Source organism: Pseudomonas sp. 18058 (genome assembly GCF_902706155.1).
GTDB classification, from domain to species: Bacteria; Pseudomonadota; Gammaproteobacteria; order Pseudomonadales; family Pseudomonadaceae; genus Aquipseudomonas; species Aquipseudomonas rustica.
In genome coordinates, this window is the sequence record NZ_CACSJY010000026.1 from 1 (window position 1) to 22,897 (window position 22,897).

The 22,897-nt window shown below is 58.7% G+C and carries 18 protein-coding genes and 1 pseudogene; 12 read left to right on the forward strand and 7 right to left on the reverse strand.

The window, feature by feature from the left end:
* Positions 1-842 precede the first annotated feature (842 nt).
* Positions 843-3,131, reverse strand: a complete 2,289-nt coding sequence (gene metE / locus GVL50_RS15520; RefSeq protein WP_159814144.1) for a 5-methyltetrahydropteroyltriglutamate--homocysteine S-methyltransferase — start codon at positions 3,129-3,131, stop codon at positions 843-845.
* 300 nt (positions 3,132-3,431) lie between these two features.
* On the opposite strand from metE, the gene GVL50_RS15525 reads away from it, so the two are divergent.
* The 3 genes from GVL50_RS15525 to GVL50_RS29450 all read left to right on the forward strand — a co-directional run bounded on the left by GVL50_RS15525 (position 3,432) and on the right by GVL50_RS29450 (position 7,313).
* Positions 3,432-4,808, forward strand: a complete 1,377-nt coding sequence (locus GVL50_RS15525) for a pyridoxal-phosphate dependent enzyme (RefSeq protein WP_159814027.1) — start codon at positions 3,432-3,434, stop codon at positions 4,806-4,808.
* Positions 4,805-5,977, forward strand: coding sequence for a cystathionine gamma-synthase (locus GVL50_RS15530; RefSeq protein WP_159814029.1), 1,173 nt, complete (start codon positions 4,805-4,807; stop codon positions 5,975-5,977). Before GVL50_RS15525 ends, GVL50_RS15530 begins: the two co-directional genes overlap by 4 nt.
* 745 nt (positions 5,978-6,722) lie before the next feature.
* Positions 6,723-7,313, forward strand: a complete 591-nt coding sequence (locus GVL50_RS29450) for a hypothetical protein (RefSeq protein ID WP_178124193.1) — start codon at positions 6,723-6,725, stop codon at positions 7,311-7,313.
* Positions 7,314-7,751: 438 nt separating this feature from the next.
* Here the strand turns inward: GVL50_RS29450 and GVL50_RS15540 are convergent, their stop codons facing one another.
* Positions 7,752-8,750, reverse strand: coding sequence for a bile acid:sodium symporter family protein (locus GVL50_RS15540; protein ID WP_159814031.1), 999 nt, complete (start codon positions 8,748-8,750; stop codon positions 7,752-7,754).
* An 84-nt stretch (positions 8,751-8,834) separates the two neighbouring features.
* On the opposite strand from GVL50_RS15540, the gene GVL50_RS15545 reads away from it, so the two are divergent.
* Positions 8,835-9,623, forward strand: coding sequence for a helix-turn-helix domain-containing protein (locus GVL50_RS15545; protein ID WP_159814033.1), 789 nt, complete (start codon positions 8,835-8,837; stop codon positions 9,621-9,623).
* On the opposite strand, the gene GVL50_RS15550 is transcribed toward GVL50_RS15545, so the two are convergent.
* Entirely contained in the window at positions 9,624-10,568 is a 945-nt protein-coding gene (locus GVL50_RS15550) for a Dyp-type peroxidase (RefSeq protein WP_159814035.1), read from the reverse strand.
* Between the two features lie 196 nt (positions 10,569-10,764).
* On the opposite strand from GVL50_RS15550, the gene GVL50_RS15555 reads away from it, so the two are divergent.
* The gene (locus GVL50_RS15555; RefSeq protein WP_159814037.1) at positions 10,765-11,742 is read left to right on the forward strand and encodes a TerC family protein; all 978 of its coding nucleotides are present in this window, start codon (positions 10,765-10,767) and stop codon (positions 11,740-11,742) included.
* 103 nt (positions 11,743-11,845) lie between these two features.
* Here GVL50_RS15555 and GVL50_RS15560 read toward each other — a convergent pair whose 3' ends face one another.
* Complete coding sequence (locus GVL50_RS15560) at positions 11,846-12,946, reverse strand: polyamine ABC transporter substrate-binding protein (RefSeq protein WP_159814039.1); 1,101 nt, start codon at positions 12,944-12,946, stop codon at positions 11,846-11,848.
* Between the two features lie 250 nt (positions 12,947-13,196).
* Positions 13,197-14,603, reverse strand: a complete 1,407-nt coding sequence (locus GVL50_RS15565) for a cytosine permease (protein WP_159814040.1) — start codon at positions 14,601-14,603, stop codon at positions 13,197-13,199.
* A 324-nt stretch (positions 14,604-14,927) separates the two neighbouring features.
* Between GVL50_RS15565 and GVL50_RS15570 the strand changes: the two genes are divergently transcribed.
* Entirely contained in the window at positions 14,928-15,413 is a 486-nt protein-coding gene (locus tag GVL50_RS15570; RefSeq protein ID WP_053121239.1) for a flavin reductase family protein, read from the forward strand.
* Positions 15,414-15,573: 160 nt separating this feature from the next.
* Positions 15,574-16,617, forward strand: a complete 1,044-nt coding sequence (locus GVL50_RS15575; protein ID WP_159814042.1) for an LLM class flavin-dependent oxidoreductase — start codon at positions 15,574-15,576, stop codon at positions 16,615-16,617.
* A 127-nt stretch (positions 16,618-16,744) separates the two neighbouring features.
* Here GVL50_RS15575 and GVL50_RS15580 read toward each other — a convergent pair whose 3' ends face one another.
* A complete protein-coding gene (locus GVL50_RS15580; RefSeq protein ID WP_159814044.1) occupies positions 16,745-17,344 on the reverse strand; it encodes a hypothetical protein in 600 nt (199 codons plus the stop codon).
* 98 nt (positions 17,345-17,442) lie between these two features.
* Positions 17,443-17,792, reverse strand: a pseudogene (locus GVL50_RS15585) (winged helix-turn-helix transcriptional regulator); the annotation flags it as partial.
* A 165-nt stretch (positions 17,793-17,957) separates the two neighbouring features.
* Between GVL50_RS15585 and GVL50_RS15590 the strand changes: the two are divergent.
* The 5 genes from GVL50_RS15590 (at position 17,958) to argE (ending at position 22,885) form a co-directional block, all read left to right on the forward strand.
* A complete protein-coding gene (locus GVL50_RS15590) occupies positions 17,958-18,776 on the forward strand; it encodes an alpha/beta fold hydrolase (protein WP_159814046.1) in 819 nt (272 codons plus the stop codon).
* A 365-nt stretch (positions 18,777-19,141) separates the two neighbouring features.
* Complete coding sequence (locus GVL50_RS15595; RefSeq protein ID WP_159814048.1) at positions 19,142-20,461, forward strand: NAD(P)/FAD-dependent oxidoreductase; 1,320 nt, start codon at positions 19,142-19,144, stop codon at positions 20,459-20,461.
* Between the two features lie 58 nt (positions 20,462-20,519).
* Positions 20,520-20,936 (forward strand): RidA family protein, encoded by a 417-nt coding sequence (locus tag GVL50_RS15600; protein ID WP_159814050.1) that lies wholly within the window; start codon positions 20,520-20,522, stop codon positions 20,934-20,936.
* Between the two features lie 126 nt (positions 20,937-21,062).
* Positions 21,063-21,740, forward strand: coding sequence for a DUF1028 domain-containing protein (locus GVL50_RS15605; RefSeq protein WP_159814052.1), 678 nt, complete (start codon positions 21,063-21,065; stop codon positions 21,738-21,740).
* Positions 21,737-22,885 carry an acetylornithine deacetylase gene (gene argE / locus GVL50_RS15610; RefSeq protein ID WP_159814054.1) on the forward strand — a complete coding sequence of 383 codons (1,149 nt, stop codon included), beginning with the start codon at positions 21,737-21,739 and terminating at the stop codon, positions 22,883-22,885. Before GVL50_RS15605 ends, argE begins: the two co-directional genes overlap by 4 nt.
* Positions 22,886-22,897 lie beyond the last annotated feature (12 nt).

Consider the following 22,897-nt stretch of genomic DNA (forward strand, 5'->3'; position numbering starts at 1 on the left):
ACGAAGCATTCTTTATCGGCGCTTTGGTGGAAGGGGTGGGGCCGATGTCTCCCACAGTCTGTACTGGGCTAACAGTCAGAAGCTGGCTTTTGGTCCCACCCACCCCTTCGAGTCCTACCATACAAGCGGGCTTGCTCGCGAAGGGGGCGGCAGGTTCAGTATCTTCGTTACAGGTACACCGCTTTCGCGAGCAAGCTCTGCTCCTACAAAAACAAAAGCAACATCAAAAGATCGCAGCCTTCGGCAGCTCCTACGCAGGATGAGCGCAAGCTCGGCTGCAGCTTTTGATCTACCCGCCCCGTCGGAAGGCTGAGTGGCGGGATTTATCCGGGGGTGGGAGCGCAGCGACCGTTTGGCGCAGCCAAATGCATCGAGAGGAGGTGCAGCGAAGCAAACCGTAGGCGATGCGCCCGGATGAATTCCGTAACGAAGGAACCCCGAGCCCCAGCGAGCGGGCCGAACGCTGGGGCAAAGCCTTTTGGGTTACCTTTTCGGCGTCTGGAAAAGGTGACCCGCCGTAAGGGCGGAACCCTAAGCGGCCGTTACCGCAGGAATGGATATGTACGCAGTCAGAAAGAACCCAACACCTGAAAAACAGCCTTCGCGAGCAGGCTCACTCCCACAATTGGAACTGGGTATATTCTGCCAGAGATTGGTCGGCTCTCAGGCCGCCATCGCTGGCAAGCCAGCTCCCACAAGGATTTGTGCTAATCCGCGGTTCCGTGATCAACATCAAATCCTTGTAGGAGCCGAGCTTGCTCGCGAAGAGGCCGGTACATTCAAAGCTGATGCTGAATGTGCTGACGCCTTCGCGAGCAGGCTCGCTCCCACAGGTTTTGTGATCAGGCCAATTCTTTGCGCAGTTGCCGGGCAGCGGTGACCATGTGCACCAGCGCCGCTTCGGTCTCTGGCCAGCCGCGGGTTTTCAGGCCGCAGTCGGGGTTGACCCACAAGCGTTCCGCCGGAATACGCTTGGCCGCTTTACGCAACAGATTGGCCATTTCCGACGCATCCGGCACCCGTGGCGAGTGGATGTCGTAGACGCCCGGGCCGATTTCATTCGGGTAGGCGAAAGCTTCGAAAGCCTCCAGCAATTCCATGTCCGAGCGCGAAGTTTCGATGGTGATCACGTCGGCATCCATCGCCGCGATGGACTCGATCACATCGTTGAACTCGCTGTAGCACATGTGCGTATGGATCTGCGTTTCATCGCGCACGCCCGAGGCGCACAAACGGAACACTTCGGTCGCCCAATCCAGATAATGCTGCCACTGCGCCTGACGCAACGGCAGACCTTCACGGAAGGCCGCTTCGTCGATTTGCACGATCTTGATGCCGGCGGCTTCCAGATCCACCACTTCATCACGGATCGCCAGCGCCAGTTGCCGCGCCTGCACTTCACGGGTGACATCCTCACGCGGGAACGACCACATCAGCATGGTCACCGGGCCAGTCAGCATGCCTTTCATGACCTTGCGGGTCAGGCTCTGGGCGTAGCGAATCCATTCGACGGTCATGGCTTTCGGACGACTCAGATCACCAAAAATCACCGCCGGTTTCACGCAGCGCGAACCGTAGCTCTGCACCCAGCCAAAACGGGTGAATACATAGCCGTCGAGTTGCTCGGCAAAGTACTCGACCATGTCATTGCGCTCGGCTTCACCGTGCACCAACACATCAAGACCCAAACGCTCCTGAATCTCCACCGCGTGGCGGATTTCGCTGTGCATCGCCTCGGTGTATTCCGCTTCGCTGAGCTTGCCTTGCTTGAACGATTGCCGAGCCAGACGAATCGATGCGGTTTGTGGGAACGAACCTATCGTCGTGGTCGGAAACAGCGGCAGATCGAGCCCGGCACGCTGCTTGGCGATACGCTGGGCAAACAACGATTGACGCTGACTGTCCTGGGCAGTGATCGCCGCCACACGCGCCTGAACCGCCGGTTTGTGAATGCGTGGCGATGCAGCACGCGCAGCCTGCACCGAACGGCTCTGGGTCAATGCCCGCAGCACGCGCGGCGCTTCCGGCTCGTTGACCGCCTGAGCCAGAACCGCCACTTCCTCGCACTTCTGCACGGCGAAAGCCAGCCAGCTTTTCAATTCGGCATCCAGCTTGTCTTCACGGCCCAGATCCACCGGGCTGTGCAGCAGCGAGCAGGACGGCGCCACCCACAGACGATCACCCAGACGCTCATGCGCATGCTGCAAAGTCGCAAGGGCATTTTCCAGATCGCAGCGCCAGACGTTACGGCCGTTGACCACACCCAGCGACAACACTTTATACGCCGGCAGACGATCAAGAATCGTCGGGTACTGTTCCGGCGCACGCACCAGGTCAATGTGCAAACCGTCGACCGGCAGATTCGCCGCCAGACCAAGGTTTTCTTCCAGGCCACCAAAGTACGTGGCCAACAGTTTCTTCAGCGGATCGCGCTGGATCTGGTTGTAGGCGCGCTCGAATGCGTTCTTCCATTCCTGAGGCAGATCGAGCACCAGAATCGGCTCGTCAATCTGCACCCACTCCACACCCAGAGCAGCGAGGCGCGAGAAGATCTGGCCGTACAGCGGCAACAAACGATCGAGCAAATCGAGCTTGTCGAACTCAGCGCCTTTGGCCTTGCCCAGCCACAGATAGGTCAGCGGGCCGATGATCACCGGTTTGACGTTGTGCCCCAGCGCGCGGGCTTCTTCGACTTCTTCGAACAACTGTTCCCAACCCAACTGGAACTGTTGATCCGCGCTGAATTCCGGGACGAGATAGTGGTAGTTGGTGTCGAACCACTTGGTCATTTCCTGGGCGTGAGCACCGCCGCAGCAACTGTCGCTGACGCCACGCGCCATACCGAACAGGGTGTGCAGATTGGCTTTGCCGTCGTGCGGACGGAAGCGCTCCGGGATCACACCGAACATCAGCGAGTGCGTCAGCACCTGGTCGTACCAGGCGAAATCGCCGACCGGCAACAGCTCGATGCCGGCGTTCTTCTGCAAGTCCCAATGGGCTTTGCGCAGTTCGCGCCCGACGTCACGCAGGCCCGCTTCGTTCAGTTCTCCTTTCCAGAACGCCTCTTGCGCTTTTTTCAGTTCGCGGTCGCGACCGATGCGCGGAAATCCAAGGGAATGGGCCAGTGCCATAACAAACAACTCCAATGTCTTGTTGATGGCGGGCATTGTCGGCATCGGTCGCAAGTGAATCAAACTCAATATAATCCTGATCATCACAAGAAATCCTCATGATCAATCGCCCCCCTGTAGGAGCTGCGGAACGCTGCGATCTTTTGATCTCGCCCTTCAAAAACCAACATCAAAAGATCGCAGCGTTCCGCAGCTCCTACGGGGATCGGGGTTGCGAGAGGTGCCAACCGGGCCTATGTTGCTTGCGAGCATCTTCTGCGCGAATGGAACGCGATCAATCACCAACACTGAGGTGAAGACATGTCAAAGGAATCCCGCCCTGCCGTACTTGGGCTGATCGGCAACACCCCGCTGGTGCAAGTGACCCGCTTTGATACCGGGCCGTGCACGCTGTTTCTCAAACTCGAATCACAGAACCCAGGCGGCTCGATCAAGGATCGTATCGGCCTGGCGATGATCGACGCCGCTGAACGCGATGGCCGTCTGCAACCGGGTGGCACCATCGTCGAAGCGACGGCCGGCAACACCGGTCTGGGCCTGGCACTGGTCGGCCGCGCCAAAGGTTATCGGGTGGTTTTGGTGGTTCCGGACAAAATGTCCACTGAGAAAGTCCTGCACTTGAAAGCCATGGGCGCCGAGGTGCACATCACCCGCTCCGATGTCGGCAAGGGCCATCCCGAGTATTACCAGGACGTCGCCGCGCGCCTGGCGAAAGACATTCCCGGCGCGTTTTTCGCCGACCAGTTCAACAACCCCGCCAACCCGCTGGCCCACGAATGCAGCACCGCGCCGGAGATCTGGGCGCAGACCGAACATGATCTGGACGCGATTGTGGTCGGCGTTGGCTCGGCCGGCACGCTGACCGGTTTGACCCGTTTTTTCAAACGCGTGCAACCGGATCTGGAAATGGTCTTGGCCGACCCGGTCGGCTCGGTCATGGCGCAATACAGCCGCGACGGCAGCCTGCCAACGCCCGGTTCATGGGCGGTGGAAGGCATCGGCGAAGATTTTATTCCGTCGATCACCGACCTCTCCAGCGTGCGCCACGCCTACTCGATCAGCGACGAAGAAAGCTTCGATCACGCCCGTCAATTACTCAAGGCCGAAGGCATTCTCGGCGGCTCCTCCACCGGCACCCTCCTCGCCGCCGCGCTGCGTTATTGCCGCGAACAGACCGAGCCGAAGCGCGTAGTCAGTTTCGTCTGCGACACCGGCACGCGCTATCTGTCGAAGGTTTACAACGATCAATGGATGACCGATCAGGGCCTGCTCAAACGCAAAGGTTATGGCGACTTGCGCGACCTGGTTGCCCGTCGTTTTGAAGATGGCCGGGTGATCAGCGTCGGCCCCGACGACACCCTGCTGACCGCGTTCCAGCGCATGCGCCTGGCCGACGTTTCGCAGTTGCCGGTGTTGATCGACGGCAAGCAATTGGTCGGTGTGATCGATGAGTCGGACATCCTGCTCGGCGTCCATGAAGACGCCGCGCACTTCCGCAAACCGGTGGCCAGCGCCATGACCGACAAACTGCAAACCCTCGCGCCGAACGCCGATCTGGCTGAGCTGGAAAGCGTGCTCAGCCGTGGCCTCGTCGCCATCATCGCTGACGCTTCGGGCTTCCATGGCCTGATCACCCGCGTCGACATGCTCAACCAATTACGGAGATCCCTCGCATGAGTCAGCACGACGATAAATCCCAAGGCTTCGCGACCCGGGTGATCCACGCCGGGCAGGAACCGGATCCGACCACCGGCGCGCTGATGCCGCCGATCTACGCCAACTCCACCTACCTGCAAGACAGCCCCGGCGTGCACAAGGGTTTCGATTACGGCCGCTCGCACAACCCGACGCGCTTCGCGCTGGAGCGTTGCGTGGCGGATCTTGAAGGTGGCACGCGGGCGTTTGCGTTTGCGTCAGGGCTGGCGACGATTTCGACGGTGCTGGAATTGCTCGATGCCGGCTCGCACATTGTTTCCGGCAACGATCTGTACGGCGGCACGTTCCGTCTTTTCGACAAGGTGCGCCAGCGCAGCGCCGGGCATCGTTTCAGCTTCGTCGACCTGGCCGATCTGTCGGCGTTCGAAGCGTCATTGCAGGACGACACGCGGATGGTCATGGTCGAGACGCCGACCAACCCGCTGCTGAGCCTGTCGGATCTGGCCGCGATTGCGCGTATCTGCCGCGCACGCGGGATCATTTGCGTGGCCGACAACACCTTCGCCAGTCCCTATATCCAGCGGCCGCTGGAGCTGGGTTTCGACATCGTGCTGCACTCGACCACCAAGTATTTGAACGGCCACTCCGATGTGATTGGCGGGATTGCCGTGGTTGGGCAAAACGCTGAACTGGCGGAGAAACTGGGTTTTCTGCAAAACGCTGTGGGGGCGATTGCCGGGCCGTTCGATGCGTTTCTGACCTTGCGCGGAGTGAAGACTTTAGCGCTGCGCATGGAGCGTCATTGCAGCAATGCGCTGGAGCTGGCGCAGTGGCTGGAGCAGCAGCCGCAGGTTAAACGTGTCTACTATCCGGGGCTGCCGTCGCATCCGCAGCATGAGTTGGCCAAGCGGCAGATGCGTGGTTTTGGCGGGATGATTTCTGTTGATCTGAATAGTGATCTGGCCGGCGCGCGGCGGTTTTTGGAGAATGTGAAGATCTTTGCGTTGGCGGAAAGTCTGGGCGGCGTGGAGAGTTTGATCGAGCATCCGGCGATCATGACGCATGCGACGATTCCGGCTGAGACGCGGGCTAAACTCGGGATTGGTGACGGGTTGGTGCGGCTGTCGGTGGGGGTTGAGGATGTTGAGGATCTGCGGGGGGATTTGTTGCAGGCGTTGGCTGGGATGTAAGTCTTGGGGTTTGATTCGAAATTGTCGAGGGGGCTGCTTCGCAGCCCAACGGGGATAAATCCCCTCGCCACAGGGGTACAAGGGAGACCTGTGGAGAACGACAAAGCCCGCACTGGGCGGGCTTTGGTGTTTGAGTAGGCGGCCAGTGCTGGTCTCTGGCTTACAAGGTTTATCGGGAGTCTCACAGTACTGGACCAGGGTGAAAGTAACGGTCTCAGCTGCTTCACACGGCATAAGGGCTGGATCTCAGCGCGGAGATCTTTCTAACCGTGAACCCTTCGGAACGCGCCCCACGTTTCCTTGCTATCCGATTGCGCATCAGTCTGCGTCTTCGCCTACATCATTGAGCCTAGCAAAGCCTGCGCAAACCGGTTCAGTGTTTTTAGACGGATTTCTTTTTTGCGCGTGGCTGCAAGGAAGCGAAACGACTATCCCCTCACCCTTCGTCCCGCCGGCCAATGGCCGGCAAATGCCCATCTATACTAGTTCAGTTGCCTTCGCTGAGTCGTTCAAATCGCCGACACCCGTGCACCCCGACGGTGCGCCCGTGCCAATCGCCAACCAGCTAGACCCGAGTCAGTAAATCGAACGGACATCACTCAACTGCGTTGTAGCTGACGGGTCGTGGAGAAGATCATGAATCACAAGCTTTTGTCAGGCGTTGTATTCGCAGTAGCGGCAACAATCGTGGCGCCCGGAGTCTGGGCCGGACAGCCGCAAGCGGTGGCGGCGGATGGGTCGGATCATGTTGGTGCGGGTGCGGTCGCTGCTGATGGCGCAGATCACGTCGGCGCGAATGCCGTGGCTGCTGACGGTTCCGATCACGTCGGTGCGGGTGCGGTCGCTGCTGATGGCGCAGATCACGTCGGCGCGAATGCCGTGGCTGCTGACGGTTCCGATCAAGTCGGCGCGGGTGCAGTGGCTGCTGACGGCGCAGATCACGTCGGCGCGGGTGCCGTTGCTGCTGACGGCTCTGATCACGTCGGTGCGGGTGCCGTCGCTGCTGACGGCTCCGATCACGTCGGCGCGAATGCCGTGGCAGCAGACGGCGCAGATCACGTCGGCGCGAATGCCGTGGCAGCAGACGGCGCAGATCACGTCGGCGCGAATGCCGTGGCAGCAGACGGCGCAGATCACGTCGGCGCGAATGCCGTGGCAGCAGACGGCGCAGATCACGTCGGCGCGAATGCCGTGGCAGCAGACGGCGCAGATCACGTCGGCGCGAATGCCGTGGCAGCAGACGGCGCAGATCACGTCGGCGCGAATGCCGTGGCAGCAGACGGCGCAGATCACGTCGGCGCGAATGCCGTGGCAGCAGACGGCGCAGATCGCCTAAACGCCAACCGCCTCGCTTATTCCCGCGTTGGCGTGGGTTCTGATCGCGTTGCGTCGGCATTGATGACTGGCAGCTATTCCGACCAGTTCAACAGCCCCCAGTAATAAAAAAAACTGTAGGAGTGAGCCTGCTCGCGATAGCGCAGTGTCTGTGCCGAAGAAGATGGCTGACACAACGCCATCGCGAGCAGGCTCACTCCTACAATGATTTGTGATGTGCCGGGGATTTTGTGTACGGCACAAAACCCTGTGGGAGCGGGCTTGCTCGCGAAAGCGTCTGCTCAGCCAACATCCATGTTGAATTCACTGCCCCCTTCGTGAGCAAGCCCACTCCCACTTTGGTTCTGCGCCAGTCAATGCATCCGCATACGCCACAAGTCCCTGTGGGAGCAGGCACGGCTCCTACAAGGATTCGTGCGTTCGGGCGTGAGGTGTCAGCTTACGGATCCACCTGCGCCATCAATTCCGGCACTGATTCCGGCCGTTTCGCATAACGCTGCGCCAACACCGCACAGACCATCAATTGAATCTGATGGAACAACATCAGCGGCAGAATCAACACGCCAATCGTGCTACCGGCAAACAACACTTGCGCCATTGGCACCCCGGTGGCCAGGCTCTTTTTCGAGCCGCAGAACAGGATGGTGATGCGGTCTTCCTGATTGAAGCCAAACGCCTTGCCCAACAGCGTCGAGGCCACCAGCACCAGCGCCAGCAAAATGCAGCAAACCACCACCAGTCCCAGCAACTCGATCAGCGGAATCTGATGCCAGATGCCTTCATTGACCGCCTCGCTGAACGCGCCGTACACCACCAGCAGAATCGAGCCCTGATCAACGAATTTCAACCAGCTCTTGTTGCGGCCGACCCACGCGCCGATCCAGCGGCGGGCAATCTGACCGGCAATAAACGGCAGGAGCAATTGCACGCTGATCTTGAGGATCGCATCCAGCGTCGAGCCGCCGTCACCGTGGACGTTGAGCAACAGCGTCACCAGCAATGGTGTGAGGAAAATGCCGAAGAGGCTCGAGGCCGCCGCGCTGCAAATCGCCGCCGGAATATTGCCCCGCGCCAGCGAGGTGAAGGCAATCGCCGACTGCACCGTGGCGGGCAAGGCGCAGAGGTACAACATGCCCATGTACAGTTTGCCGCCGATCAGCGGTGAGAGCAGCGGTTTCAGCGCCAGGCCCAACAGCGGGAACAGCACGAAGGTCAGGCCGAACACCAACAGATGCAAACGCCAGTGACCGGCGCCGGCGATGATTGATTCGCGAGAGAGCTTGGCGCCATGCAGGAAAAACAGCAGCGCGATGGCGATGTTGGTCAGCCAGCCAAAACCGACTGCTACCTGGCCGCTGGCCGGCAGAAAACTGGCGAGCAGCACAACGCCGATCAGCGTCAGGGTGAAGTTATCGGGCAAAAATCTTGGGCGAGTCATGGTGTTTTTATCCGGGGGTTGCCAGTGCGTGCCGACGACTCTAACGTGACTGCAAATTACCGACTAACGCCGAAGAGCCTTGAGATGCCGCCTAAAGGACATGACAAAAGCATTCGCCGCAGCATTCCCGGGCTGCCCAGCCTGCCGCGTCCGCTGTATGGACGCACGGAATCACTGCCCAATCGCGCACTGACCCGGCGCCATAGTCACCCGTGGGTGCAGTTGTCGTACGCGATTCAAGGTGTGCTCGAAGTGCAGACCAGCGCCGGCCGCTTTGTCGCGCCACCGGAGCGCGCGGTGTGGATTCCGGCCGGTGTGCCGCATCGGGTATTCAGCTCGCCGCACACCGAAATGCGCAGCCTCTACATCGATTGCAGCGTGGCAGGCTGGGCGGTTGAGCATTGTCATGTGCTCGGCGTCAGTGATTTGCTTCGCGAACTGATCCGCGCGTTCAGTCAGGTGCCGGTGGAATACGACCAGAGCGGCCCGCACGGGCGCATGGCGCAGGTGATCCTCGATCAACTGGCCGATGCGCCGCAGATCGATCTGATGCTACCGCTGCCGCAGGACGCGCGCTTAAAACAAATCTACCAAAGCCTGGAGCAACACCCGGAGCAGCAGACCACCCTGAGTCACTGGAGCGAAAAGTTCGGCGTCACTGAAAAGACCCTCACCCGCCTGTTCCTGCGCGACACCGGCCTGACCTTCCGCGCCTGGCGCCAACGCCTGCGCCTGCTCGGGGCACTGACGCCGCTGGAGAAAGGTGAACGCGTCACCGATGTGGCGCTGGCCTGTGGTTACGATTCAACGTCAGCGTTTATTGCGGCGTTTCGGCAGCAGTTTGGCGAAACGCCGGGGGAGTTCTTTCGTTGATCAGCGATCCGCCAACTCTTCCAGCAAATCCGCCGACGGCACAAAATACAAATTTCCGGTGACTGCAGTGCTGAAATCCAGCAACTTGTCATAGTTGCCGACTGGCTTGCCGACAAACATATTCTCCAACATCCGCTCCATCGGCTCAGGCGAACGCGCATAGCCAATAAAGAACGTACCAAACTCCCCTGCCCCCGGTCGGCCAAACGGCATGTTGTCGCGCAGGATTTTCACCTCCTCGCCCGCGGCGGTGGTGATCGTCGTCAGTGCACTGTGTGAATTGGAAGGTTTGACCGAGTCGTCCAGTTCGATGTCGGAGAGTTTCTTGCGGCCGATCACTCGCTCCTGCGCCTCAACGCTCAGCGAATTCCACGCAGTCATGTTGTGCAGGTATTTCTGCACCAGCACGTAGCTGCCGCCACTGAAGCCCGGATCTTCATCACCGACGATGGTGAAATTCACCGCTTTGCGCCCGACCGGGTTTTCCGTGCCGTCGACAAAACCGATGATGCTGCGCATGTCGAAATAGCGGAAACCCTGCACCTCGTCGACCACGGTGACGGCATCGCCCAGCACGGCCATGATTTGCGTCGCCAGTTCAAAACACAGATCCATCTGATCGGCGCGGATGTGCAACAGCAGATCGCCCGGCGTCGACGGTGCGTGTCGCCCTTCCCCGCCGAATTCGCGGAACGCGTGCAGGGACGCCGGTCGCGGGCTGCCGAATAAACGATCCCAGGCGTTCGAGGAAAAGCCGCAGATGCAGGTCAGATTGCCCGACGGCACGCGCTTGCCGACCGAGCGCACCAGCCCGGCGACGTCGCCGCACCAGCCTTTCACGGTTGCGGCGGCGTCGGCGCCTTCATTGAGTGTCGCGACGATAAAAATCGCGCTACGGGTGATCGGGCTGCATACGACTTGCGGCTCGAGGATGTCGGTTTGCATGGCTGAAAGTGCCGCCCTGTAGGGGTTACACCAAAGGTGCGACCCGAAATTCGAGGATGAGTCGGACTGCCTTGTTGGCCCGACACTTCGTTTTTATCGAACTCTACCGCAGAAATAAACGATTTTTCTTTCGCGCAAACTCGTCGCTAGCATGGCCACGTCTGACGCTAATCGAATAAAAGACAGGGAGCGTGACATGCCTTCAACCAATATCAATATCGGCGAACCGTGGATGTGGGGCGCCTTCGTCGTCTTCGTGCTGGCGATGCTCGCATTGGATCTCTTTGTGTTCGGAGGGCGCAAGGCGCACCGCGTCTCAGTGCGCGAAGCCTTGTCCTGGGTGATTGCCTGGTGCTTGTTGGCACTGAGTTTCGCAGCGCTGTTGTGGTGGTATTTGCACGGCGAATTCGGCGCTGATATCGCCCGACAGAAGACCCTGGAATTTCTCACCGGTTATCTGATCGAGCAATCGCTGTCGATCGACAACATGTTCATCTTCGTGATGATTTTCACCTACTTCGCGGTGCCGCCGGAGTTGCAACGTCGCGTGCTGCTGTACGGCGTGCTCGGGGCGATTGTGATGCGCGCGGTGATGATTTTCGCCGGCGTGTGGCTGGTGTCGCAGTTCGAATGGCTGCTGTACGCGTTCGGCGTGTTCCTGATCATCACCGGGATCAAGATGCTGGTGTTTGCCGACCAGCAACCGGATCTCGACAAGAATCCGCTGCTGCGCTGGGTGCGCGGTCATATGCGCATCACCAGTGGCTTTCATGGTGAGCGCTTTTTTGTCCTGCAAAACGGTGTGCGCTGGGCGACGCCGATGTTTCTGGTGCTGGTGCTGATCGAAGCGAGCGACTTGATGTTCGCGGTCGACAGCATCCCGGCGATCTTCGCCGTGACCACGGACCCGTTCATTGTGTTCACCTCGAACATCTTCGCGATCATGGGCTTGCGCGCGCTGTACTTCCTGCTGGCGGACATGGCTGACCGCTTTCATTTGCTCAAGTACGGGCTGGCGATTGTGCTGGTGTTTATCGGCGGAAAAATGGTGCTGATGCCATGGTTTCACATGCCGGTGGAGTGGTCGCTGCTGGTGGTGGGCGGGGTGATTTTTGGTTCGGTGTTCCTGAGTCTGGTCATCACCCGAAAACAAAACCAAACCGAAGCCCTGTAGGAGCTGCCGCAGGCTGCGATCTTTTGACTTTGATTTTTAAAAACAAGATCAAAAGATCGCAGCCTGCGGCAGCTCCTACAGGGGAATTTCGTCTGGACGGAGACTATTTATCGGACTTGATGCTGGTCCAGACGCGGGTGCGCACGCGTTCGAGTTTCTGCGGCAATGGCTGGACGACGTAGAGGTTTTTCAGTGCTTCCGGGGTCGGTGTCAGGTTCGGGTTGTCGGTGATCTCTTTGTTGATCAGCGGAATCGAATCCTTGTTCGCATTCGGGTAACCGAGGAAGTCACTGATCGGAGCGATCACTTTCGGATCGAGCAAGTTGTTGAGGAATTCGTGGGCCTCTTCGACGTTCTTCGCGCTCTTCGGAATCGCAAAGGTATCGAACCAGATCGGCGCGCCTTCCTTCGGCAAGCGCCAGTCGACCACGACACCGTTTTTCGCCTCTTTGGCGCGGTTGCCGAACTGGTAGAAGCTGCCCGAGTAACCGATGGCCACGCAGATGTCGCCGTTGGCGATGTCAGTCATGTACTTGGCCGAGTTGAAGTAGGTCACGTACGGACGAACCTTGAGCATCAGCTCTTTGGCTTTTTCATAGTCGGCGGGGTTTTGGCTGTTCGGGTCGAGCCCCAAATAGTGCAGGGCCAGCGGCAGAATTTCTGTCGGCGAATCGAGCATCGCTACGCCGCAGGATTTGAGTTTTTCCATGTTCTCCGGTTTGAACACCAGATCCCAACTGTCGACCGGCGCGTTGTCGCCCAGTGCAGCTTTGACCTTGTCCGGGTTGAAGCCGATCAGCACGGTGCCGACCATGTAAGGCACGCCGTACTGGTTGCCGGGGTCGTTCTTGCCCAGCAGTTTCAACAGCTCCGGATCCTGGTGGCTCCAGTTTGGCAATTTCGACTTGTCGAGTTTCTGGAACACGCCGGCCTTGATCTGCGTTTCGAGGAACTGGTTCGACGGCACGACGAGGTCGTAACCGGAGTTGCCGGTGAGCAGTTTGGCTTCCAGGGATTCGTTGGTGTCGAAGGTGTCCCAGATCACTTTGATGCCGCTTTTTGCAGCGAAATCCTTGGGCACGGACGGCAGAATGTAATCCGCCCAGTTGTACACCCGCAGTTCGCGTTGCTCGGCCTGGACGGCGCTGGCCAACAGCGTCAGCCCACACACGGCGGCACCCAGAATGCGTTTCATTGTGACCATGGTTGTTTCCCCAAAATGCGGCGTGAGTTCGATGGTTTTTATGTTCTGTACACGGCAGCGGCTTTAAAGGTAGCCGAGGGTAAAAAAGGTCTAGCGTTTCGTTGTGGTTTTGATTCTTGCTGACAGCGTAGACGGATCACAGTGGGGGATGGGCCAAAAGGGGATCGATGTGGCCAATATGAATGACCACCGGGATGCGTGAGCATCCCGCAGATCAATTGTGGTGAGGGGACATCACCAGAGAAATCGGTTAGGAGCGATAGCTCAGTTTTGCCACCCGGCTCTGCTGCGCCTGACCACGTGTCGCCAGGCAGTAATACAGCGGCACAGTGACCACCAGCCCGACCAGCCACGACAGATCAGCACCCTCCACCAGATTGGCGTACGGCCCGACATACAGCGAAGTATTGGCGAACGGCAGCTGCACAATGATGCCGATGAAGTACGCGACGATCGCGTGCAGATTGAAGCGCCCGTAAATTCCACCGTCAGCGCGGAAGATCGAGGTGATGTCGTAGCTGCCGCGTTTGATCAGGTAGAAGTCGATCAGGTTGATCGACGCCCACGGCACCAGAACCAGCAACAGCGCCAGAATCAGCCCGATAAACTCGGAGATGAAATCCGCCGAAGCCCCCAGCGCCACCACGCAGCAACCCGCCAACACGACACTCGATAACACCACACGCACCTTGATGCTCGGCGTCCATTGGCTGGCGAAGGTCTGGATCGAGGTGATGATCGACAGCACCGCGCCATACAGATTCAGGGCGTTATGGCTGATGATATTGAGCAAAAACAGCACCATCAAAATCGGCCCCAGCCAGCCCGTCGACTGCTTGACCGCCGCCATCGCCTCGGTGCCTTCCGGAGTCGCCAACACCGCCACTGCGCCGAAGCTGAACGACAGAATTGTGCCCAGCGTCGCGCCCAGATACGTCGCCCAAAATGGCTTGGCGATGCCGATATCCGCCGGCAAATAACGCGAATAGTCGGAAACGTACGGCGAGAAGCTGATCTGCCAGATGATTCCCAACGACACCGTCGCCAGCCACCCGGACAGGTTGAAGCTGCCGCGCGTGAGGAAATCCGCCGGCAAGTCATGGGCGAAGATATAGATGAAGCCGGCGAGCAACGCGCTGCCCATCACCCAGGTGCCGATGCGGTTCAGCGTGTGAATGAAGTTGTAGCCGATCACGCCAATGGCCGTGGCCGCCAGCGCACCAATCAAAATGCTCAGCGGAGCCGGCACCGACGGTGCAAGGCCAACAATGGATTTACCCGCCAGCACGATGTTGGAAATGAAGAAGCCTATGTAGATGATCGCCGCAAAAAACACGATCAACAGCGCGCCATAGCGCCCGAACTGACCACGGCTCTGCACCATCTGCGGAATGCCCATGCGCGGGCCTTGCGCCGAGGCCAGCGCAATCACCACGCCGCCAATCATGTGCCCCAGCGCAATAGCCAGCAGGCCCCAGAGCAAATCGAGATGGAACACCTGAACCACCATGGCGCCGGTAACGATGGGCAGTGGCGCAATGTTGGTGCTGAACCAAAGGGTGAAAAGGTCGCGGGCCTTGCCGTGGCGTTCCGCGAGTGGGACGTAGTCGACCGTATGATTCTCGATCAACGGATCTTGCCTGGACATCTGGGGCATAGGAATGAACTCGAGTTTGTCTGTTCTTATCTTTGTATGAAGCCAAACCGGGGGGACTCTCTGGCCGCCCCTCAGATGCAGACCATATTATGGTATTCCAAACTTTTCACAAGACTGATCCTTAGTTCACAGCGCTAACTGATACGCCATCCTCCCTGAAACCGCGGCTCAGAGGCCAACGGAAAGCCCAATAAACGTTGAGTTTCCGACGAAAGCACCACGTTAATCGGTTCAGCTTAAAAGCCCTTGCAAAGTAAAATTACTGGTATACCATCAGACCAACAAATACATAAAAATCGCGTCACAACACCCGAGGACCGTCCAATGATCGATGCAGCCATCTACAAACAAGTCATGGGCTCGTTTCCGTCCGGCGTCACTGTCATCACCACGCTGGATGATGACGGGCAGATCGTCGGCCTGACCGCCAGCGCCTTCAGTTCGCTGTCGATGGATCCTGCGCTGGTGCTGTTCTGCCCCAACTACAGCTCCGACTCCTACCCTGTGCTGATCAAGAACAAACGCTTCGCGATTCATGTTCTGTCCGGCGGCCAGCAAAGCGAGGCCTACGCTTTCGCCCGCAAAGGCAAGGACAAGGCGCACGGCATCGAGTGGACGCTGAGCGAATTGGGTAACCCGATTCTGGCCAACGCGACGGCTGTCATCGAGTGTGAACTGTGGCGCGAATACGAAGGCGGCGACCACGCCATCATGGTCGGCGCCGTGAAGAACCTGATCGTCCCGGAGCAGCACAGCGGCCCGCTGGTGTACTGCCACGGCAAAATGGGCGCCCTGCCCGTCCTGGCCTGAATAGATCAATGTAGGAGCTGCCGCAGGCTGCGATCTTTTGATTTTGCTTTAAAGACCAGATCAAAAGATCGCAGCCTTCGGCAGCTCCTACAGAGTTCAGCGTAAGCAGGCGAAGGCCTACAAGTTTTTGCCTCAACAACAAAAGATCCGAGGAAGCGTGATGAAATTTTCCCTGTTCGTACACATGGAGCGCTGGGACGAAAGCGTCAGCCACCGCCAACTGTTCGAAGACCTGACCGAACTCACCCTGATGGCCGAGGCCGGCGGTTTCAGCACCGTGTGGATCGGCGAACACCACGCGATGGAATACACCATCTCGCCAAGCCCGATGCCGCTGCTGGCCTACCTCGCGGCAAAAACCACGACCATCCACCTCGGCGCCGGCACCATCATCGCGCCGTTCTGGCACCCGCTGCGAGTGGCCGGTGAATGCGCCTTGCTCGACGTGATCAGCAATGGCCGCATGGAAGTCGGTCTGGCCCGTGGCGCTTATCAAGTTGAATTCGATCGCATGGCCGGCGGCATGCCTGCCTCTTCCGGCGGTCAGGCCTTGCGTGAAATGGTTCCGGTGGTGCGCGCCCTGTGGAAAGGCGATTACGCCCATGACGGCGACATCTGGAAATTCCCCACTTCGACCAGCGTGCCGAAGCCGATTCAGCAGCCGAACCCGCCGATGTGGATCGCCGCCCGCGATCCGGATTCGCACAACTTCGCCGTGGCCAACGGCTGCAACGTGATGGTTACGCCGTTGATGAAAGGCGACGAAGAAGTTCTCGACCTGAAGAACAAATTCCAGACCGCACTGAACAACAACCCCGACGTGCCGCGTCCACAATTGATGGTGCTGCGTCATACCCACGTACACACCGCAGACGATCCGGACGGCTGGAAAGTCGGCGCCAAAGCGATCTCGCGCTTCTACCGCACCTTCGACGCGTGGTTCGGCAACAAGCAAACCCCGGTCAACGGCTTCCTCGACCCAAGCCCGGAAGAGAAGTTTGCCGGACGTCCTGAGTTCGAACTGGAAAGCCTGCACAAAACCGCAATGATCGGCACGCCGGAGGAGATTATTCCGCGCATCAAGTACTACCAGGAACTGGGCGTCGATGAGTTCAGCTTCTGGTGCGACAACAGCTTGCCGCATGCCGAGAAAAAGAAATCGCTGGAGCTGTTTATCAAGCACGTGGTGCCGGCGTTTCGCTGAGTGATCTGCTGATCAGGCCTGGCCAATGAAAACGCCCCGATTGATTCGGGGCGTTTTTTACTCGAAGTCGATTGAGCCGCGCATAAACTACCCACCCTTACCCCTCTAGGTTATTCCCGCAAACAGGTCAACAAAAAAGTCTGTTAAAAACCAATCCAATGGAATTGTTCACAACAATCTGTCCAAAGGTAAAATCCAATGTGTCCGAGACTACAACCAGCGACCTTAAACTCTCGGGAAAGTCTTCAATCCCCGCAGGTACAGTTGGAACTAAAAACCGAAAATAGTCCCCATTTGATGCTTTTCCTTCATATCCGACCGGATAATCTTCGCCAGGAGAAGAGCTTTCCAATGCATGATAAACGTAAAATCCTTTGATTGACGGAATTGAATACTCTGAGAGTGTTTGATCAAAACCTGCTCTTTCTGAAACTATCAACTCCACATCTTTGCGCGAATGAGTATTACGGTATCTGCGAAATGAATACACATCTAACAAAGTTCGACCTGCCTTATTCTCTGGATAATCAGTAAAATCTAACGACTCCTCCCATAAAAACTCATTGATACCATCGAGTTTCGCTTCCAAGCCTGGAACATCCAGCAACACAGGAGGGAGGCGACCAAAACAGTTGTTTACCATCACTGCTATAAGTCCATTTTTATCCATGGCGAACCAAGTGATTATTTCTCCGAAACCAGGCTGCCAATCTTTATTCAGTGACATCACTTTCTCTCCGGCCAGCTAACTATGCTGTCAGCACAAGTATCAATTTTAGCGACGTTCCAAGTGAAACAATCACGGCGCCATTGTAGCCCCCCGAGCTAGTGCTCGACCGCCAAGCGGGTCGCTACAGCCTCCGGTGCGAACACGCGACCATCGGTTGCCATCAGCTCCAGCTTGCGAATCGGCTGACGATTTTTTACATCAACCATCACCGAGCCCGGCGCATACATGCATTCCCCGCCTCATTGCGACAACGCAACGATCACCGTCTACAACGCTTTGCCACGTTCAGTCAGCACGTATTCCTTTGCGCACCGCCATCCGCTGCGGGCACTGTTTGCAGGATGCCCTGCTCGACCAGGCCCTTGAGCCGGGCGCTGAGCAGGTTCTTGGCGGTGTCCAGGTTCTTCTGAAAATCACTGAATCGCCGCATCCCGTCCAGCGCATCACAAAAGGTACTCCACTGACGGATCAAAGGTTGCATCAACCAACTCTGCTATGGATTAGAACCGATATAACCCAGCACCTGCATACAAGTAGCTGCAACGCTTTGCGCCGATAGTGAAGGCTGCCATTTCGGCTTTCCAAACCATCGCTGACGCAAGGAGTTTGCATGAGCACATTCACCACGCAAGACGGCACCGAGATCTATTTCAAGGACTGGGGCAGCGGCAAACCCGTGCTGTTCAGCCACGGCTGGCCGCTGGATGCCGACATGTGGGAGTACCAGATGGAATACCTGAGCAGCCGTGGCTATCGCACCATCGCGTTCGATCGCCGGGGTTTCGGCCGCTCCGATCAGCCATGGACAGGTTACGACTACGACACTTTCGCCGACGACATCGCGCAATTGATCAACCATCTGGATCTGCGTGACGTCACGCTGGTGGGTTTTTCCATGGGCGGTGGCGACGTCAGCCGCTATATCGCCCGTCATGGCAGCGAGCGCGTTGCCGGGCTGGTGTTGTTGGGCGCAGTGACGCCGTTGTTCGGCAAGAAAGCTGACTTCCCGCAAGGCGTTGACACGTCGGTATTCGACGGCATCAAGGCTGGCCTGTTGAAGGATCGTGCGCAGTTCATCGCCGATTTTGCCGCGCCGTTCTATGGCACCAATCAGGGCCAGAAAGTCTCTGACGGCGTACTCACGCAGACCCTGAATGTGGCTCTGCTGGCGTCGCTCAAGGGCACGGTGGATTGCGTCACTGCGTTCTCGGAAACCGACTTCCGTCCGGACATGGCGAAGATCGATGTGCCGACGCTGGTGATTCATGGCGACGGCGATCAGATTGTGCCGTTTGAAACCACGGGTAAGCAGGCTGCTGCGCAGATCAAGGGTGCTGAGTTGAAGGTGTATGCTGGTGCGCCCCATGGATTTGCGGTGACGCATGCGCAAGCATTGAATGAAGACCTGCTGGCGTTCCTCAACCGATAACCCCTCTAAGATTCCCACTACCACTGTGGTGAGGGGATTCAGCGAAACGTCGCACCGCCCCGACGGGTTGCGAAGCGGCCCCTCTTTTGATTTAAAAAAGGGGCCTGCTGCGCAGTCCATCGGGGATAAATCCCCTCACCACAAGGATTGCACTCTGGTGGAAGATTTTTGTGTGTAGTTGCAGGTTCGTCCACTGCTAGAACCCCGTATTCAAAGGCCTTCACCCCCCTGCATCAGAATTTTATCTTCACATCCCAGCTTAATAATATTTTACCGATATCCCCCCTCTCCCTAGTCTGACCTCAAGCCAAACGGACAAGCCAACAGCGCCCGAATCCAACTGCCTTGCTAGGAAGGATGTAGAGATGACCACTGAAATAATAAAAACAGACACGCTGATCGTGGGTGCCGGCCAGGCAGGCGTCGCCATGAGTGAGCACCTGAGCAAACTCGGTGTGCCGCACCTGGTGCTGGAGCGCAACCGCATTGCCGAGCGCTGGCGCACCGGGCGTTGGGATTCGCTGGTCGCCAATGGCCCGGCGTGGCACGACCGCTTTCCGGGTCTGGAATTTGATGATGTCGATCCCGACGGTTTCGCCCCGAAAGAACGCGTGGCCGATTACTTCGAAGCCTATGCGAAGAAATTCAATGCGCCGATCCGCACCGGCGTTGAAGTCAAAAGCGTGGTGCGCAATGTCGGTCGTCAGGGTTTCACCGTCGAAACCTCCGAAGGCGTGATCGAAGCCAGCCGTGTGGTCGCGGCTACCGGCCCGTTTCAGAAACCGGTAATCCCGGCGATTGCCCCGCGAGACGAACGTCTGCTGCAGATCCACTCCGCTGACTATCGCAACCCGCAGCAACTGCCGGAAGGCGCAGTGCTGGTGGTCGGTGCCGGTTCTTCCGGCGTACAGATTGCTGATGAGTTGCAGCGTTCCGGCAAGCAGGTGTTCCTGTCCGTCGGCGCCCACGACCGCCCGCCTCGCGCTTACCGCAACCGTGATTTCTGCTGGTGGCTGGGCGTGCTCGGCGAGTGGGATCAAGCGGCGATGAAACCTGGCCGCGAGCACGTGACCATCGCGGTAAGCGGCGCGCACGGCGGGCGCACCATCGATTTCCGTGGTCTGGCCCATCGCGGCATGACCCTGGTCGGGGTGACCGAGTCGTTCAACAACGGTGTGGTGACCTTCAAACAGGATCTGGTCGGCAACCTCAATCGCGGTGACGAAAACTACCTGGCGCTGCTGGATGCCGCCGACGCCTACATCGAGCGTAACGGCCTCGATCTGCCGGAAGAACCGGAGGCTCGCGAAACGTTTCCAGAGCCTGAGTGCGTGAAAAACCCGCTGGCCGATCTGGATCTGGCCAAGGCTGGCATCACCTCGATCATCTGGGCGACAGGTTTTGCCGTGGATTATTCCTGGCTGCAAGTCGCGGCGTTCGATGACAAAGGCAAGCCTGTGCATCAGCGCGGTGTGTCGAGCGAACCGGGGGTTTATTTCCTCGGTTTGCCGTGGCAGTCGCGTCGCGGTTCGTCGTTCATCTGGGGTGTTTGGCACGACGCCAAACACGTCGCCGATCACATCGCGACCCAGCGCAAATATCTGGACTATCGCGACGCCGAGCAGCGTGAAGCCGAACTGCACTCGCCGACATACAGCAAAATCGCCGACACCGTCGACGCCTGATTTTTCTCTTTCGATCCGGCGCCGATTGCGCCGGGCAACCCTGATTCTGGAGCTGTAAATGAGCACGCCAACCCACACTCGCATCCGTATGTTCAACACTAAAGACACTTACCCGAACCAATCGCTGGACAACGACCTGTGCCAGGCCGTGCGTGCCGGCAACACCGTGTATGTCCGTGGTCAGGTCGGCACTGATTTCGACGGCAATCTGGTTGGTCTCGGCGACCCGCGTGCGCAGGCTGAACAAGCGATGCGCAACGTCAAGCAGTTGCTGGAAGAAGCCGGCAGCGACATGAGCCACATTGTGAAAACCACCACCTACCTGATCGACCCGCGTTATCGCGAAGCGGTGTATGGCGAAGTGGGCAAGTGGCTCAAAGGCGTGTTCCCGATCTCGACCGGGTTGGTGGTGTCGGCACTGGGGCAGCCGCAGTGGTTGATGGAGATTGATGTGATTGCGGTGATTCCTGAGTAAGGCATAACACCGAGTTATGGCCTTCGCGGGCAAGCCTTGCTCCTACAGAAGCAGATCTTTGTAGGAGCAGAGCTTGCTCGCGAAGAGGCCCTAAAGGACAACCATTTCCTCAAAAGGATTAAAACCATGACCTTTTCAATCGCAGCCCGCTGCGCCGAAACCGGCCAGTTCGGTGTCGCCATCAGTTCCTCCAGCATCGCCGTCGGCGCGCGCTGCCCATGGTTGCTGCCAGGCGTTGGCGCGGTGTCGAGCCAGAACATCACCCTGCCCTCGCTCGGCCCGGAAGTGCTCGCGCTGATAGAGCAAGGCCTGGCGCCGGACGATGCGCTAGACAAAGTCCTCACACGCAACGGCTACAGCCAGTACCGCCAGATCACCGCGATCAACCACCTCGGCCAGACCGCACACTTCAGCGGTTCACAGACCCTCGGCGTGCACAATGCGGTCTCCGGCGAACAGTGCGTCGCTGCCGGCAACATGCTCGCCGGGCGCTCAGTCATCGAAGCGATGGTCAGCGCTTTCGAAGACGGCGAAGGCCAACTCGCCGACCGCCTGCTCAAAGCCCTGCACGCCGCGCAAGCCCTCGGTGGCGAAGCCGGCCCGGTGCATTCGGCTGCGGTTGTAGTGGTCGGTGAACAGACCTGGCCGATCGTCAATCTGCGCGTCGACTGGGCCGATGAAAACCCGATCGGTCAGTTGCAAAAACTTTGGGATGCCTACCAACCACAGTTGCAGGACTACATCGACCGTGCCCTCGACCCGGCTAAGGCCCCGGGTTACGGCGTCGCCGGTGATGATCGATGAACAGCGTCGAGTTGCTCAGAGCGCTGGTGGGTTTCGACACCACCAGCCGTGAATCCAACTTGCAACTGATCGAATTCGTTCGTGATTACCTCGAAGGCTTCGACGTGCCCTGCGCGCTGATCTACAACGACGAGCGCAGCAAAGCCAACCTGTTCGCCACGATCGGCCCGGTGGATCAACCGGGCATCGTGCTGTCCGGGCACACCGATGTGGTGCCGGTCGACGGCCAGCCGTGGACGCTTCCTCCATTCGAACTGACGGAGCGCGACGGCAAAGTGTTCGGCCGAGGCACGGCGGACATGAAGGGCTACATCGCCTGCGTGCTCGCCTTGGTGCCGGCGCTGGTGCAGGCTTCGTTGCGCATCCCGGTGCACATCGCGTTGTCGTATGACGAAGAAGTCGGCTGCCTCGGCGTGCGTTCTTTGCTCAAGGTTCTGCAGCAGCGCCCAGTCAAACCACTGCTGTGCATCATCGGCGAACCGACTGAACTGAAACCGGTGCTCGGCCACAAAGGCAAACTGGCAATGCGCTGCGATGTGCACGGCCATCCGTGCCATTCGGCCTACGCGCCACTCGGGGTTAACGCCATCGAGTACGCCGCCGAACTGATCGGCGAACTGGGGCGCCTCGGTCAGCAACTGAAAGCACCGGAGCATCACGACAAGCGTTTTGATCCGCCCTACAGCACCGTGCAAACCGGCGTCATCAGCGGTGGTAAAGCGCTGAACATCGTGCCCGCCGATTGCCGTTTCGATTTCGAGATCCGTGCCCTGCCCTCGCAGGATCCGGCCTTGGTTGCCGAGGCGCTGAAAAGCTATGCCGAGCGTGAAGTGCTGCCGCGTATGCGTGCGGTCAGTGCGCAAAGTGAAATTCGTTTCAGCGAGTTGTCGGCCTATCCGGGGCTGGTCACCGATGCGCAGAGCCAGGCTGCCGAATTGATTGCGGCGTTCTGCGGCTCAACGGAATTTGGCACGGTGGCATTCGGCACTGAAGGTGGTTTGTTTGATGCAGTGGGCATTCCGACCGTGGTCTGCGGCCCCGGCAGCATGGATCAGGGCCACAAACCCGATGAGTTTGTCAGCCTCGATCAGTTGCAGGCTTGCGATGAAATGCTCCGACGCGTGCTGGCGTTTATCCGCGATTGAAACCCGGCTCGA